Annotated in this window: 15 protein-coding genes; 6 read left to right on the forward strand and 9 right to left on the reverse strand. The window is 53.3% G+C overall.

Features of this window, described 5'->3' with window-relative positions; translation table 11 throughout:
* Window positions 1-13 precede the first annotated feature (13 nt).
* Window positions 14-478, forward strand: a complete 465-nt coding sequence (locus tag ACT3R7_RS07705) for a MarR family winged helix-turn-helix transcriptional regulator (protein WP_192538302.1) — start codon at window positions 14-16, stop codon at window positions 476-478.
* A 109-nt stretch (window positions 479-587) separates the two neighbouring features.
* Complete coding sequence (locus tag ACT3R7_RS07710; RefSeq protein ID WP_018918720.1) at window positions 588-1,013, forward strand: organic hydroperoxide resistance protein; 426 nt, start codon at window positions 588-590, stop codon at window positions 1,011-1,013.
* Window positions 1,014-1,040: 27 nt separating this feature from the next.
* Here the strand turns inward: ACT3R7_RS07710 and ACT3R7_RS07715 are convergent, their stop codons facing one another.
* Window positions 1,041-1,736 carry an aspartate/glutamate racemase family protein gene (locus ACT3R7_RS07715; RefSeq protein ID WP_193091331.1) on the reverse strand — a complete coding sequence of 232 codons (696 nt, stop codon included), beginning with the start codon at window positions 1,734-1,736 and terminating at the stop codon, window positions 1,041-1,043.
* Window positions 1,737-1,989: 253 nt separating this feature from the next.
* Here ACT3R7_RS07715 and yghU point away from each other — a divergent pair, with 253 nt between their 5' ends.
* Window positions 1,990-2,850 carry a glutathione-dependent disulfide-bond oxidoreductase gene (gene yghU / locus ACT3R7_RS07720; RefSeq protein WP_193091330.1) on the forward strand — a complete coding sequence of 287 codons (861 nt, stop codon included), beginning with the start codon at window positions 1,990-1,992 and terminating at the stop codon, window positions 2,848-2,850.
* A gap of 91 nt (window positions 2,851-2,941) precedes the next feature.
* On the opposite strand, the gene ACT3R7_RS07725 is transcribed toward yghU, so the two are convergent.
* From ACT3R7_RS07725 to ACT3R7_RS07750, 6 genes are all read right to left on the reverse strand, one after another.
* A complete protein-coding gene (locus tag ACT3R7_RS07725; protein ID WP_192538305.1) occupies window positions 2,942-3,259 on the reverse strand; it encodes a DUF6693 family protein in 318 nt (105 codons plus the stop codon).
* A gap of 104 nt (window positions 3,260-3,363) precedes the next feature.
* On the reverse strand, window positions 3,364-3,879 hold the full coding sequence (locus ACT3R7_RS07730; RefSeq protein ID WP_192538306.1) for a DUF421 domain-containing protein: 516 nt from the start codon (window positions 3,877-3,879) through the stop codon (window positions 3,364-3,366).
* Between the two features lie 126 nt (window positions 3,880-4,005).
* A complete protein-coding gene (locus ACT3R7_RS07735; RefSeq protein WP_192538307.1) occupies window positions 4,006-4,329 on the reverse strand; it encodes a hypothetical protein in 324 nt (107 codons plus the stop codon).
* A gap of 130 nt (window positions 4,330-4,459) precedes the next feature.
* Complete coding sequence (locus tag ACT3R7_RS07740) at window positions 4,460-5,449, reverse strand: lipid A deacylase LpxR family protein (RefSeq protein ID WP_192538308.1); 990 nt, start codon at window positions 5,447-5,449, stop codon at window positions 4,460-4,462.
* A gap of 258 nt (window positions 5,450-5,707) precedes the next feature.
* Complete coding sequence (locus tag ACT3R7_RS07745; RefSeq protein ID WP_192538309.1) at window positions 5,708-6,247, reverse strand: YaeQ family protein; 540 nt, start codon at window positions 6,245-6,247, stop codon at window positions 5,708-5,710.
* A gap of 191 nt (window positions 6,248-6,438) precedes the next feature.
* Window positions 6,439-7,134 carry a glutathione S-transferase family protein gene (locus ACT3R7_RS07750; protein ID WP_192538311.1) on the reverse strand — a complete coding sequence of 232 codons (696 nt, stop codon included), beginning with the start codon at window positions 7,132-7,134 and terminating at the stop codon, window positions 6,439-6,441.
* 241 nt (window positions 7,135-7,375) lie between these two features.
* Between ACT3R7_RS07750 and ACT3R7_RS07755 the strand changes: the two genes are divergently transcribed.
* From ACT3R7_RS07755 to ACT3R7_RS07765, 3 genes are read left to right on the forward strand one after another with little or no spacing between them, the layout of a single operon-like run.
* On the forward strand, window positions 7,376-8,755 hold the full coding sequence (locus tag ACT3R7_RS07755) for a GntP family permease (RefSeq protein ID WP_192538312.1): 1,380 nt from the start codon (window positions 7,376-7,378) through the stop codon (window positions 8,753-8,755).
* A gap of 9 nt (window positions 8,756-8,764) precedes the next feature.
* A complete protein-coding gene (locus ACT3R7_RS07760; RefSeq protein ID WP_192538313.1) occupies window positions 8,765-9,535 on the forward strand; it encodes an SDR family oxidoreductase in 771 nt (256 codons plus the stop codon).
* A gap of 32 nt (window positions 9,536-9,567) precedes the next feature.
* A complete protein-coding gene (locus tag ACT3R7_RS07765) occupies window positions 9,568-10,578 on the forward strand; it encodes a zinc-binding dehydrogenase (protein ID WP_192538314.1) in 1,011 nt (336 codons plus the stop codon).
* Between the two features lie 82 nt (window positions 10,579-10,660).
* Here the strand turns inward: ACT3R7_RS07765 and ACT3R7_RS07770 are convergent, their stop codons facing one another.
* A complete protein-coding gene (locus ACT3R7_RS07770) occupies window positions 10,661-11,434 on the reverse strand; it encodes an enoyl-CoA hydratase-related protein (RefSeq protein WP_192538315.1) in 774 nt (257 codons plus the stop codon).
* A gap of 98 nt (window positions 11,435-11,532) precedes the next feature.
* Window positions 11,533-13,161: an acyl-CoA synthetase gene (locus ACT3R7_RS07775; RefSeq protein ID WP_192538317.1), complete on the reverse strand. Its 1,629-nt coding sequence runs from the start codon at window positions 13,159-13,161 to the stop codon at window positions 11,533-11,535.
* Window positions 13,162-13,194: the final 33 nt, after the last annotated feature.

A 13,194-nucleotide genomic window follows, 5' to 3' on the forward strand; every position in this document is an offset into this window, starting at 1 on the left:
TCTCGGAGCCGATATGCCCGCGTTAGAACCCTGTCGATTAGAAACTTGCAGTGAGTTGGAATTAGACCATCAGCTATGTTTTGCGCTGTACTCCACCTCATTAACGATGACAAAAATTTATAAACCGCTTCTAAAGGAGTTAGGGCTTACTTATCCGCAATATTTGGCAATGCTGGTGTTATGGCAGCAAGACGGCATAACGGTAGGTACATTGAGCAAGCGCCTGCTGACCGACCCAGGCTCGCTAACGCCGCTGCTTAAGCGTCTTGAAGGCGATCAGCTGTTGATTCGTCAACGCAATCGTCAGGATGAGCGCATCGTGGAGCTATTTCTAACCGATAAAGGGCGTGAATTGCGTGAACAGGCGCGTCATATTCCTAGCTGCATAGTTAATGCCAGTGAAAAATCAATAGAAACCCTGACACAGCTAAAAGAAGACTTGGTACAGCTACGCGATAACCTACAAAAAATCGACTAGCCCTTCTCGCACTTTAAGAAAGTTTATGGAAATTTATCTTGCGCGCAAAATAAAGCTGCACTAAATTAAACCCAGTTACTCTGATCAACAACATTAAAGGAAGCTTGCTATGTCTATCGAAACCGTCGCCTACCGCGCCCATGCCAAAGCCACAGGTGGCCGTGAAGGCCAAGCCAAGTCGTCTGATGGCGCATTGGATGTCAAACTCAGCACGCCGAAAGAGCTAGGCGGCGCAGGCGGTGAAGGCACTAACCCGGAACAGCTGTTTGCTGCGGGCTACTCCGCCTGCTTTTTAGGTGCACTAAAGCATGTCGCCAGCCAGGAAAAAGTAAAGCTTCCGCAAGACACTGCCATTGAAGGCAGCGTGGGTATCGGCGCTATTCCCACAGGTTTTGGCATTGAAGTCGAGCTTACTATCAGCCTTCCCGGCCTTGAAAAGAGCGTTGCCCAGGATTTGGTCGACAAAGCCCATGTCGTTTGCCCTTACTCCAACGCAACGCGTGGCAACATCGACGTCACCCTGACGCTTGCCTAAGTTTTCCAACGTTAGCTTCTGATAGGGCTAACCTTTAAGCGCACGAGCCACTGCCCTGCTTGCATGCAGCGCAGTGGTATCGTAAAGCGGCACATGAGTATGCGCCTGCTCTACCAGTAGCGCGATTTCAGTACACCCCAGAATGACGGCCTGAGCGCCCTGCTGATGCAGACTATCGATAATTTCGAGATAGCGCTCGCGCGAGTCACTATTGATTTTCCCCTGGCACAGTTCATCGAAAATAATCCGATGCACCGCTTCGCGCTCGGTATCATCAGGCACAACCACTTCGATACCGAATGCGTCCTGCAAGCGAGCCTTGTAAAAATCCTGCTCCATGGTAAAGCGCGTACCCAACAGCCCCACGCGGGTAATACCATCTTGCATTAACTGTTCAGCAGTCGCATCAGCGATATGCAGCAGCGGAATACCGATAGCCTTTTCAATAGCCGGTGCCACCTTGTGCATGGTATTGGTTGCTAAGAGTAGAAAATCTGCGCCAGCACGTTCGATGTTTTGCGCAGCACTCGCCAGGAGCTCGCCTGCTTTATCCCAATCGCCTTGCTGCTGCAGGGTTTCGATTTCGGCAAAATCGACGCTGACCAGCACAATTTTGGCGGAGTGAAAGCCGCCTAGCGCGTGCTTTACACCTTCATTCAGCGCGCGATAATAGCTTTGCGTTGATTCCCAGCTCATGCCGCCCAGCACACCAATAACCTGCATTTTCGTCTCCTTTTTGAATCACCATGAATTATTTTATTAACTGGCTAATAACCCTCCCCCCTTGTACCAGCTTTTTACTACCCTCATAAAGTACCTACCGTATCTAAAGTACCTACCGTATCTAAAGTACCTACCGTATCTAAAGTACTTAGAGCATTTAAAGTATCTAGAATATCGAAAGAACCTAAAGCAGCTTAAGTAACCGTTTTTTGCCATGTTGGCACTGCCCACGAAACAACACAGCGAGGCTATGATGAGCGATACTCCTTACACCCCACCGCGCGTTTGGAAATGGGAACCCGGCAATGGCGGCAAGTTTGCCAACATTAACCGCCCCATTGCAGGTCCGACTCACGACAAGCCCTTACCCGTAGGCAAACACCCGCTGCAGCTCTACTCATTGGCCACCCCTAATGGCGTTAAAGTGACCGTCATGCTTGAGGAGCTTTTAGAGAAAGGCATTGAAGCCGCCGAGTATGATGCGCACTTGATCAAGATCGGTGACGGCGACCAGTTCGGTAGTGGGTTTGTCGAGGTGAATCCCAACTCAAAAATTCCTGCGCTGATGGACCATAGCACCAACCCGCCCCAGCGTGTTTTCGAGTCAGGCGCCATTCTGCTTTACCTGGCTGAGAAATTTTCAGCGTTCTTGCCCAGCGACCCGGCCAAACGTACCGAGTGCCTTTCCTGGTTATTCTGGCAAATGGGTAGCGCCCCCATCCTAGGCGGCGGATTCGGCCATTTTTACGCTTACGCCCCGGAAAAATACCAGTACCCCATTGATCGTTACACCATGGAAGTAAAACGCCAGCTAGACGTGCTGGACCGCCACTTAGCCGATAACCGTTATATGGCGGGAGATGACTACACTATCGCTGATATGGCGATTCACCCCTGGTATGGCGCCTTGGTAAAAAACCGCGTATACGAAGCGGCTGAATTTCTTGAAGCCCATACCTACCAGAATGTCATCCGCTGGGCGGATGAGCTTGATGCACGCCCTGCCGTTCAGCGTGGCCGCATGGTGAACCGCACGTTTGGAGAGCCCAGCGAGCAGCTACATGAACGCCACGATGCCAGTGACTTTGAGCTTAAAACCCAAGATAAGCTCTAAGCGATAAGGTACCGCTTCACAGCCCAAAACTAAATCAGATCACGCAGCAATAAAAAAACGGCCCTGGAGGCCGTTTTTTATTGGGGAGATACTACTGCACCCGGGAATTATTTAACGCGTAGTTCCATACCCGGTAAACATAAAAAATATAGCCAATCCCAAAGGTCACCAGCGAAATCAGTATCCACAAGATGATGTGGCCAATATTGCTGAAAATATTGATATCACACACCATTTTTCGCTCGGTACCCGTGCTTTGATCAATAACGGATGTGCGATTAATCACAAAACGGGCAAACGAGTAGGGAAAGAAAAACAGCGCGATCCCAAGGGTAAGAATACTCAGCACCAGCCACAGCAGCAGATGCCCAATGATGTCGAAAATCGACAAGTTTGCTTTAATAGTCACGTTAGGCCCTTAGCGGATGTTCTTAGGAATCGTTAAGCGGCGCAGATTACCACCGCTGGCAGGCCTCGGGAATGTTTATAAGTAAACGCTTAAGAATTTATGGATTACGGTGAGGAGTGGCGCACATCTTTAAGGCTCGAGTGATCGTGTTCGTCGCTTTCCTTTACCACACTTAATGAGCCGTCGGTTTCCAATATAACCGCGTGTGCATCTGCAACGCTACTTAGCCCATTGCTGCGAATGGCTGCTCGCACCTCGTCTTGGGTAACTCGCGCTTTATGTAGTGCCTGGGTAAGAAACTCACCGCGATAAAGCAGCATTAAAGGCTCACCGGTCACCAGCTTTTTGACCCATCGCTTGCGCACACTGAGCCATGTAATCGCATACTGTAGAAAAATCAGTAGCCCCAGCGCTAACGCTCCTTCTGCCAGCGCCACCTGCTTGGAAAGCAGAATGGTCGCAAGCGTTGAACCCAATGCAACGGTCACGATCAGATCAAACGCATTCATTTTCGAAAGCGTGCGATTGCCTGAAAGGCGTAGAAAGATCACTAATACGGCGTAAGCCAGTAAACCGACAATCAAGGTACGAAAGAGGTTTTCCCAACCATTAAAAAACATAGGCTTAATAACATCCTTGTTAGCGGGCACATCAAGAATGTGCCGAACATTGAGTGTCTTGTGCCCCTAATAAGCTAGCGTCAATTAGCGGCATCCGCCAGGTTGAAAACCTAAGACCTAAAGAACTCAGTCGGACTGGCTTTGCCACCAATCGGCATATGAGCTGTTATGCGGAGCAACCCCGGTTTCGTCGGGCGCGTTATCGTCCCACCAGACAGGCCCACGTTCGCCTAACGCTTCTTTGGCCGCTTGTACGTTATTGCGCGCCTGGCGTAACGCTTTGTCATCTTCTTGCTGCTTGGCGGTTTTTACCGCACGGCGAGCCTTCATAAGCTCATTGACGTGAGCCTGTCTTTCAGGCTCATCCAAATGCGGATTAGTACAGCGCCACAGGCGGTTCTTGGCGACAAAATAGCGCCCGTCCGGGGTATGAGGGTAAGAATTACCCATGGGGTTTATTGTCCGTTGCCATAAAAAATGCCCTTAACCAGCAAGTCGCATGGAAGCATTTTACTCCGCCCCCATTGCACTTGGGTTCAGCTACTTAGCGTTTTTTGCCAGCGGAGGTGTTTTACGCCAGTTAGAAGCTGCGTGATAGCGTGACGGCACCGTATTTATCATGCCTTTCCTGGCCATCAAACTCACGCGTGCGCTCTACTGCCGCATAGGTAACCTGCCACTGATCCCAGGCAAGCGCCAGCCCTGCCGAGGCTTCACCTACCCACTCTTTACTGTCAACCGAGTGGCTGCTGGAGAACACATTGCCGTCCAAGGTTAGATTATGTGCCACATAGTAGCCTTCAACATTAGCAAATAAGTACCACTGCCAGCCGGTGGTGCTTGTCATTCGACCACGATTACCTGGGTTGGGCGTCAGCGTCGGGATACCGCTGGCATCGTCGCCCCAACGTACGCTGTAGCCCGCGCTTGCGTAGGTATTAAGGTTACCCAGCGCCACGCTAAGGCTAGGACCATGAGCAAAGCGTTTACCCGCCAGCGGAACGTTGTGCCACCACTGGCGGCGCATGGTTACGTTAAGCAGCGGCTCATCGCCTAGCTGGTTGTCCCAACCGTTGGGTCGATCGCTATTAGTAATACGATGCACTTCACGCTGCACGCTATCGGCAAGCGATGAGGGACCAACCAAACCGATATCTACATGCAGATCCGTCGCCTGCTGCCAGCTCCCCATGGGTATATCTTCATAAAGCGATAGGCCGCCATACACCAAGCCAGCATATGGGCGATCATCTTCAATCAGCTCGGAACGCCTAATATCATCTGGCGTATAGATTTGATGCACCAGCCGAAAAGCCACGGTGTCTGCCTGCCCTATCAAGCTATTAGGTAGCGAGGTGGCTAAACGCTGGGTCCAGCTCTCAGGGCTGGGCTTAAATGCCCAGTTAGCTTCGAAACCGCTGGTAAAATGGCCATCATCACTACTCGCCAGACCATCGTTTTCATGCTTGACAGTAATGACGTTGTTATCTGCATGAGCGAAAGCAGGCAAGAGGCTCATCGCTGCTACAAGAGGAAGCAGGCGCCAGGTAGGCAGACAGAATTTGTGCATTGCTCGTTCCTTGAGTGAGGGGCAAACCGTGTTAACGCAGAGTAATGCGCCAACAAACATTGCTGATTGTATGTAAATGTGCAAAAAGATAGCAAGCAAACAAGGTTAATTATCTTCAACAAACGTCATTTAACGCGTTTTTCTTAAAAATTCTTAATCCTGGCTTTTATAGCGTAGTAGCACTACTTAACAGCCTAGTAGAACTGGTAAGTAGCTAGGCTAATAAAAAGCGTAGTAGAACTTGCCCGAGAATGAAGCTTAACGGTCGCCTAAAAGCCATTGGGGAGTAATTTCATGCTGGCCTATTTCATCAGTGATAAACAACGATCCTTCACTAATCATGATGGCCCAATTGATCGCCCGGGGCAGGTTTTGAGCAATGGTCGCTAGCGCTTCTTGAGGCAAGGCAGCCACGTGAACATTTTTAAGGTTGCTCACACTAGGTAATACCTTGTTCTCCCACACATCAATACGCCCGTAGGCGAGCAGCGACACCCGCTCAGCACGGCGCGAGCACCACGTCAAGCGCTCGGCATCCGGCAAACCTACTTCGATCCAGTGGAGCACTCGGCCATCCAGGCTTTTTTCCCAAAGGGCGGGCTCATCCACATCGGAAAGGCCGCGCCCAAATGCGATCGCTTCGCTGTACCAAAGTACATAGGCAATTAGCCGTGCGCTCATCCGCTCTTCTGTTTCAGAAGGGTGACGCGCCACGGTAAACCGTAACGTTTCATATACCCCACGATCCAAATCGGTGAGGTTGATATCGACTTTATAAGGCGTTGCGCTAAGGGCCATGGGGTTTTCCATCGGTAAATATTCGCTAGGGTTTGCGCGAAAAGTAGCTGAGCGAAGACCAGACAAGGAAAAAATCAGTGAAAAAACGGAGTTTACTTGTGTAAATGAGTATTTTGATCTGGTTTTTAACGCCGTATGGTCGAGCGCAAGCAGTTTTCGTACAAAGCCTAGTTTACCTGATGCATCGCCGGTTATGGGCAGGCCTTACGATAATCGGCGGTTAGCGTACCCTGCTTTAGCGTATCTGCTTCATGGCTGGGCTCGCGCCAGCGCTCTTCAAGTGCGTCCTGGTACCACGCCTGCATGGCTGGCTGTGCCAGCATGTGTTTTACGTATACTTGGGATGCTTCGCTCAGCGGCAAACCAAATGTTTGCACGCGAAATACGACTGGCGCATAGAAGGCATCCACCGCGGTAAAGTCTTTACCGGCTAGAAAAGGCCCGCCAAAGCGTGAAAGCCCCTGCTGCCACTGTTCATCCAGCCGCGCCATATCGGCCTTGAGAGCACTCGATAAATCATCAAGCGCAACGCGTGCCCCGCAGTTCATGGGGCATTCATTTCGCAAGGTCGCAAAGCCGCTATGCATTTCGGCGCTGGCCGAGCGCGCCCAGGCGCGTGCTGCGACATCCTGTGGCCACACCTTAGAGTGTTGCTCGGCCACATACTCAATAATGGCAAGCGAATCCCACACGGCGAGCTCTTTATCGACCAAGCAGGGCACTAGCGCTGAGGGCGAAAAGCGCTTAAACGTGGCGTAGCTTACGCCGGTCCCTCCTTCAAATGGCATAACGTACTCTTTAAAGGGGATATTGAGCGCCTTCATCAGCACCCAGGGGCGCAGCGACCATGAGGAGTAGTTTTTATTGGCGATATAGAGATCAAACATGAATACCTCATTTTAAAGAGACCAAGCGAGAAATGCGCCACTGGTAAAAACAAATACTCAATGAAATTAGAAATAAACAGTATATCCCTCTCCAGTTAAAGTTCTGTAGACCGCTTTTTACGATTTTGGCATTTTTTTGTAGCCATCTTAAACCAAGGTCGTGTATCCAAGGAGCTGCCAATCTATACGATGTTACCGATAACATTACCGGTAACAAACTTTCACTTATTGGAGCACTCGCATGGATGGTTGGACTCAAACGATGTCCGCAGGACCGCTGCTAGGCATTGCAGCCGTAGCGGTGTTGGCCCTTTTAGTATTGATCATCAGATTTAAGATGCATGCTTTTCTGGCGCTAATGCTAGTGAGTTTACTGACGGCGCTAGCCACTCAGATTCCGGTCAACGCCATTGTTCCGACCATGGTGAATAGTTTTGGAGGAACGCTAGGCGCGGTTGCTCTATTGGTTGGGCTAGGCGCCATGCTGGGCAAGCTGGTGGAGCAATCGGGGGGCGCCAAAGCCCTTGCCGATAAAATGATCGACCTATTCGGGGAGAAACGCGCGCCTTTTGCCTTGGGTATTACCTCGCTGTTGATGGGTTTTCCAATCTTTTTTGATGCGGGCTTGATCGTTATGCTCCCCATCATCTTTGCCGTGTCACGCCGTCTGGGTGGCCCTGTCCTGCTTTACGCCATGCCCGCCGCTGCAGCGTTCTCGGTTATGCACGTATTTCTACCGCCTCACCCAGGCCCCGTTACCGCATCAGAACTTTATAATGCGAACTTGGGTTTGCTACTGCTTGCCGGTGTGGTGATTGCGTTTCCACTCTGGTGGATATCAGGCTATATGTGGGGGAAAATCGTCGCTAAGCGCTACCCCTTCCCTCTCGCTGGCTCGCTGTTCGGTGAAGTCAGCGATGACAGCGTTACCAACCCGCCTTCGGTCAGCGTGGTTATCAGCATGCTGTTGCTGCCGCTTGTGCTGATCTTCATGAATACCGGCTTAGACTTCCTACGCTCAATGGGTGTTGTCGATAGCGACGCGCTATGGTTTCAGCTGCTCTCAGCGGTCGGTAACACGCCGGTGGCGCTGCTTATTTCAACGCTAGTGGCCATGCTAGTACTAGGTCGTCGCCAGGGTATCGGGGGCAGCGCGTTGGAAAAAGTTCTGGACTCTTCCTTAGGCCCGATTTGCTCGGTAGTACTGATTACCGGCGCCGGCGGCATGTTCGGTGGCGTGCTTCGGGCGTCAGGCATTGGCGACGCCTTATCTAACTCCCTCAGCGATATTGGTCTTCCGATCATTCTGGCAGCTTACGTGATTGCCGTGATTATGCGCCTGGCTCAGGGTTCGGCTACCGTGGCGTTGGTAACCGCTGCCGGACTCATGGCGCCCGCCGTGATTGGCGGTGATTTTACCTCCATGCAGGTAGTCGCGATTACCCTGGCAACGGCAGCGGGCTCTGTCTTTGCGGGGCATGTCAACGACTCTGGGTTCTGGCTGGTTGGCCGCCTTTTAGGTATGGATGTCAAGACGACGCTAAAGACCTGGACAGTTCAGCAAGCGCTGGAATCCGTTGTCGGCTTTATATTCGCCACTATTATTTTCATGCTGTTTTAGGTGAACACGATGACCAAAGCACTTTTCGATATTAGCAACCGTCTAGCACTAATAACCGGGTCCTCAAGGGGCTTGGGCAATGCACTTGCCAGGGGGCTTGCTTCACAAGGCACTCGCGTCATTTTGCACGGCCGGGATCTAGACCGCGTGAAGGAGGAAGCCTGCAACATCGCTCAGGAGACAGGCGCCAGCGTTGAAGCCGTCAGCTTCGATGTCACTGATGCCCAAGCGACCCAGCAAGCCGTGGAAGCCCTTATCGATCAATTCGGCGTTCCGGATATCTTGGTCAATAATGCCGGGCTTCAACGCCGAGCGCCGTTCAACGAATACGCGACACAAGATTGGGATGCACTTATCGCCACTAATCTGTCGAGCCTGTTTTACGTATCCCGAGCCTTGACTCCCGCCATGAGCAAACGTGGCTCAGGTAAAGTCATCAACATCGGCTCGGTACAGTCCAAGCTTGCCCGCGAAACCATTGCCCCTTATTCAGCAACCAAAGGCGGCGTTGTGCTACTCACACAGGGTATGGCTGCCGATTTGGCGCGCTTCAACATTCAGGTCAACTGCATTTCACCCGGCTACTTCAAAACCGAAATGAACACCGCGTTATGGCAAGACCCAAGCTTCAATCAGTGGGTTGAAAAACGCACTCCTGCACAACGCTGGGGACATTTCGACGAGCTGGTGGGCACGCTGGTCTATCTGTGTTCGGACGCTTCGAGCTTCGTGTCCGGACAAAATATTTTTGTTGATGGCGGCATGACCTCGGTGGTTTAACCTCCGAGAACCGCCCTTTGGGATGAAACGCCATGCAAGCATTAGTTATTCACGGTAAGCAGGATCTGCGCGAAGAGAGTCTCTCCCTTCCCGAGCTGGCAGCGGGAAAAGTTCGGCTGCGTATGGCCTTTGGCGGGATTTGCGGCTCGGACCTTCACTACTACCATGAGGGCGCCAACGGGGCCTTCGTGGTGCGCGAACCGCTTATCCCCGGCCACGAGATGGCAGGCTTAGTCGAGGAAGACCCGAGCGGCAAACTGGCCCCAGGAACGCCGGTTACCCTCCACCCCGCCACTTTTGGCAAAAGCCAGCCAGGCATTGAGGGCAAGCCGCACTTGTGGCCGGAAGGCGCCTACCTAGGCTCTGCCTCTACCTGGCCGCATACCCAAGGCGGCATGAGTGAGTATCTGGATGTGGACCCCGGTATGGTACGGGTTCTGCCTTCCTCTCTTCCGCTCAAGCGCGCCGCCCTGGCCGAACCGCTGGCGGTTGGCCTGCACGGCATTGAAGTGGCTGGCGGTGTCGAGAAGCAGCGGGTGCTGGTTTGCGGCGCAGGCCCCATCGGGCTGCTGGCAGCCGCAGCGGCGCTAGCCAAGGGCGCTTTAGAGGTGAGCATTACCGATGTGCTGGAAGGCCCGCTTTCTCGGGCGCGCGCGCTTGGCGTGCAGCGCACCTACCGCATCGGCGAAGATGAGGTTCCCCAAGAAGCATTCGACGTGGTGCTGGAGTGTACTGGCGTACCGGCCTCCATCAACGACGCGATCCTGGCGGTTCGCCGTGCAGGCGTTATTGCCCAGATTGGCATGATGCCCGCTACCCCGCAGCCGCTTGCTCTGGCACCGCTGATTGCCAAGGAAGTTCAGCTACGCGGCTGCTTCCGCTTTCATGATGAAATCGATGACGCGATTGCGCTGCTGGCCGCCGACGCCCGCTTTGATGATGTCATCACCCATGTGCTGCCCGCCGCTGATGCCCAGAACGCCTTTGCCATCGCCAAGGATTCTGAAATCTCCGGCAAGGTGCTGATTGAACTCTGGCCGTAACGTTTCTGGTTACAAAAACGTTTCTGGGCACAAAATAGAAGAAGCGGGCCAAGAGCCCGCTTCTATTGATTAACGCCTGCGCTTAAAAGTTGGGTTTGCGCTTCTCGACGAAGGCCGCCATGCCCTCTTTCTGCTCTTCACCGGCGAAGCAGAACGCAAACAGGCTGGTTTCGAGCGCCAGAGCGCTGTCGAGTTCCTGATCCATGCCGTCGTGTACGGCCTGCTTGGCGCCGCGTACCGATAGCCGACCATTGCCTTTAAGCTGCTTAGTAAATTCTTCGACATAGCTTTCCAGCTCAGCCTGGGGCATGACGCGGTTCACCAGACCGATACGCAGTGCTTCCTGCGCGTCGATCTTGCGCCCGGTGGTGACCAGATCAATGGCCATCGCCGGGCCAACACGGCGCGGCAAGCGCTGTGTGCCGCCAAAACCGGGGATCACGCCCAGCAATACTTCCGGCTGACCAAATACGGCGTTGTCGCTCGCTACCGCCCAGTCGCAGGCCAATGCCAGTTCGCAGCCGCCGCCAAGGCAAAACCCGTTCACCAGCGCGACCACCGGCACTGGCAAGGTTTCCAAACGTTTGATGGTACGCAGCGCCTGGCTTGCAAACGCGCGGGCCTCCTCGGGCGTTTTATCGCGCATTTCGGTGATATCCGCACCAGCAACAAAGGACTTCTCGCCCGCGCCGGTAATCAGTACCGCGCGCAGATCGGACTGGGCTTCAAGCTCAACCAGATGGGACTCCAACGCGGCAAGCACTTCGCTATTCAGGGCGTTCAGTGCCTTCGGGCGGTTAATGGTGAGACGTACCACGCCGTCGTTGTCGACCTTCTCAATCACTGCTTCACTCATATTGGCTCCTTCATTGTTATGGCGGCGCTAACTGGCCTGCCTTCCAACCCTAGCTAACGCTTGGTTGGGAGGCAATCACTTCTTGTATCGTCGTTTCTTTAATGCTGTTTTGCCTCTTCGCGCAGAACAAACTTTTGTATCTTGCCCGTCGAGGTTTTGGGCAACTCGCTGAACACTACCGTTTTGGGCACCTTGAAGCCGGCTAACCGCTCGCGGCAATGCGCAATAATGTCCGCTTCACTAACCTCGCCATAGCCAATTTTCAATTTTACAAAAGCACAGGGCGTCTCTCCCCACTTCTCATCCGGCTTGGCGACAACGGCGGCTTCCTCTACCGCCGGGTGGGCGTAGATGGCGTTTTCCACCTCGATAGTGGAGATGTTTTCACCGCCCGAAATAATAATGTCCTTGGAACGGTCCTTAATCTCGATATAGCCGTCTGCATGCCAGACGGCCAGGTCACCTGTGTGGTACCAACCGCCCTCTAACGCCTGCTGCGTGGCCTTTGGATTTTTTAGATAACCTTTCATCACGTTGTTGCCGCGCATCATGATTTCGCCGATGGTTTCACCATCTTTGGGCACGGGCTCCAGACTGACAGGATCGGCAACACACAGCGCTTCCAGCATATGGTAGCGCACGCCTTGCCGCGATTTGATCGTGGCGCGCTCAGCCAGGGGTAGCTCGTTCCAGGCCTCGCGCCAGGCGCATACCGTTACCGGCCCATACACTTCGGTTAACCCATACACGTGGGTTACTTCGATTCCCAATGTCTCGATACCCGCAATCACCGAGGCTGGCGGTGCGGCTCCCGCAGTCGTCACTTTTACCGGGTGGTCGAATTCGCGCTTATCTTCAGCGGGCAGGTTAACCAAGCCGTTAAGAATAATCGGTGCGCCGCTAAAGTGGCTGACGCGCTCATCGGCAATCAGCTGCATCACCTTTTTAGGCTCGACTTTACGCAGGCAAACATTGACCCCGGCATTGGCGGCAATCGTCCAGGGAAAACACCAGCCGTTGCAGTGAAACATCGGCAGTGTCCACAGGTAGATGGGATGATGCGGCATCGCCCACTCCATCACGTTGCTGACAGCGTTCAGGTAGGCGCCGCGGTGGTGATAAACCACGCCTTTAGGCTTACCGGTAGTGCCTGAGGTGTAGTTAAGCGAGATAGCCTGCCACTCATTATCCGGCAGCCGATAGGCGTAGTCGGGGTCGCCTTCGGCGAGCAGAGCTTCATACTCAACTGCGCCAATGCCTTGGGGATCGCCCAGAAACTCCATATCAGCAACATCAATGATCAATGGTTTCTGCTCAAGCATGGCGACCGCTGCCTGAACCACCTCGGAAAATTCAGGGTCCACAAGAATGGCTTTGGCCTCGCCGTGGGCCAGCATATAGCTGATCGCCTCAGCGTCGAGACGAATGTTTAGGGTATTGAGCACACAGCCCGCCAGAGGCACGCCAAAGTGCGCTTCAAACATCGCAGGAATATTGGGCAGCATGGCGGCCACCGTCTGACCTGGCTGAAGTCCGCGCTGCTCAAGCGCTGATGCAAGCTGACGACAGCGTGCCCAGGTTTCAGCCCAGTTGCGACGGATCTGGCCATGTACGATAGCGGGATAGTCGGGGTAAATGGACGCCGTACGCTCTATAAACGTCAGCGGCGAGAGCGGTACATGATTGGCGACGGTTTGGGGAAGATCCTGCTCGAAAATAGAAGACATACAGCGCTCCTTGATTGGCGAAGTCTGCCCGTT

It is taken from the genome of Halomonas sp. AOP43-A1-21 (genome assembly GCF_052376775.1).
Taxonomy (GTDB): domain Bacteria; phylum Pseudomonadota; class Gammaproteobacteria; order Pseudomonadales; family Halomonadaceae; genus Vreelandella; species Vreelandella colorata.

Bases quoted from the DNA above. Each gene is read 5' to 3' on its own strand.
- ACT3R7_RS07705 (WP_192538302.1), top strand. From the start codon at position 14: ATGCCCGCGTTAGAACCCTGTCGATTAGAAACTTGCAGTGAGTTGGAA.
- ACT3R7_RS07755 (WP_192538312.1), top strand. From the start codon at position 7,376: ATGGATGGTTGGACTCAAACGATGTCCGCAGGACCGCTGCTAGGCATT.
- ACT3R7_RS07730 (WP_192538306.1), bottom strand. From the start codon at position 3,879: ATGTTTTTTAATGGTTGGGAAAACCTCTTTCGTACCTTGATTGTCGGT.
- ACT3R7_RS07770 (WP_192538315.1), bottom strand. From the start codon at position 11,434: ATGAGTGAAGCAGTGATTGAGAAGGTCGACAACGACGGCGTGGTACGT.
- ACT3R7_RS07735 (WP_192538307.1), bottom strand. From the start codon at position 4,329: ATGGGTAATTCTTACCCTCATACCCCGGACGGGCGCTATTTTGTCGCC.
- ACT3R7_RS07750 (WP_192538311.1), bottom strand. From the start codon at position 7,134: ATGTTTGATCTCTATATCGCCAATAAAAACTACTCCTCATGGTCGCTG.
- ACT3R7_RS07745 (WP_192538309.1), bottom strand. From the start codon at position 6,247: ATGGCCCTTAGCGCAACGCCTTATAAAGTCGATATCAACCTCACCGAT.
- ACT3R7_RS07760 (WP_192538313.1), top strand. From the start codon at position 8,765: ATGACCAAAGCACTTTTCGATATTAGCAACCGTCTAGCACTAATAACC.
- ACT3R7_RS07715 (WP_193091331.1), bottom strand. From the start codon at position 1,736: ATGCAGGTTATTGGTGTGCTGGGCGGCATGAGCTGGGAATCAACGCAA.
- ACT3R7_RS07775 (WP_192538317.1), bottom strand. From the start codon at position 13,161: ATGTCTTCTATTTTCGAGCAGGATCTTCCCCAAACCGTCGCCAATCAT.
- ACT3R7_RS07765 (WP_192538314.1), top strand. From the start codon at position 9,568: ATGCAAGCATTAGTTATTCACGGTAAGCAGGATCTGCGCGAAGAGAGT.
- ACT3R7_RS07740 (WP_192538308.1), bottom strand. From the start codon at position 5,449: ATGCACAAATTCTGTCTGCCTACCTGGCGCCTGCTTCCTCTTGTAGCA.
- yghU (WP_193091330.1), top strand. From the start codon at position 1,990: ATGAGCGATACTCCTTACACCCCACCGCGCGTTTGGAAATGGGAACCC.
- ACT3R7_RS07710 (WP_018918720.1), top strand. From the start codon at position 588: ATGTCTATCGAAACCGTCGCCTACCGCGCCCATGCCAAAGCCACAGGT.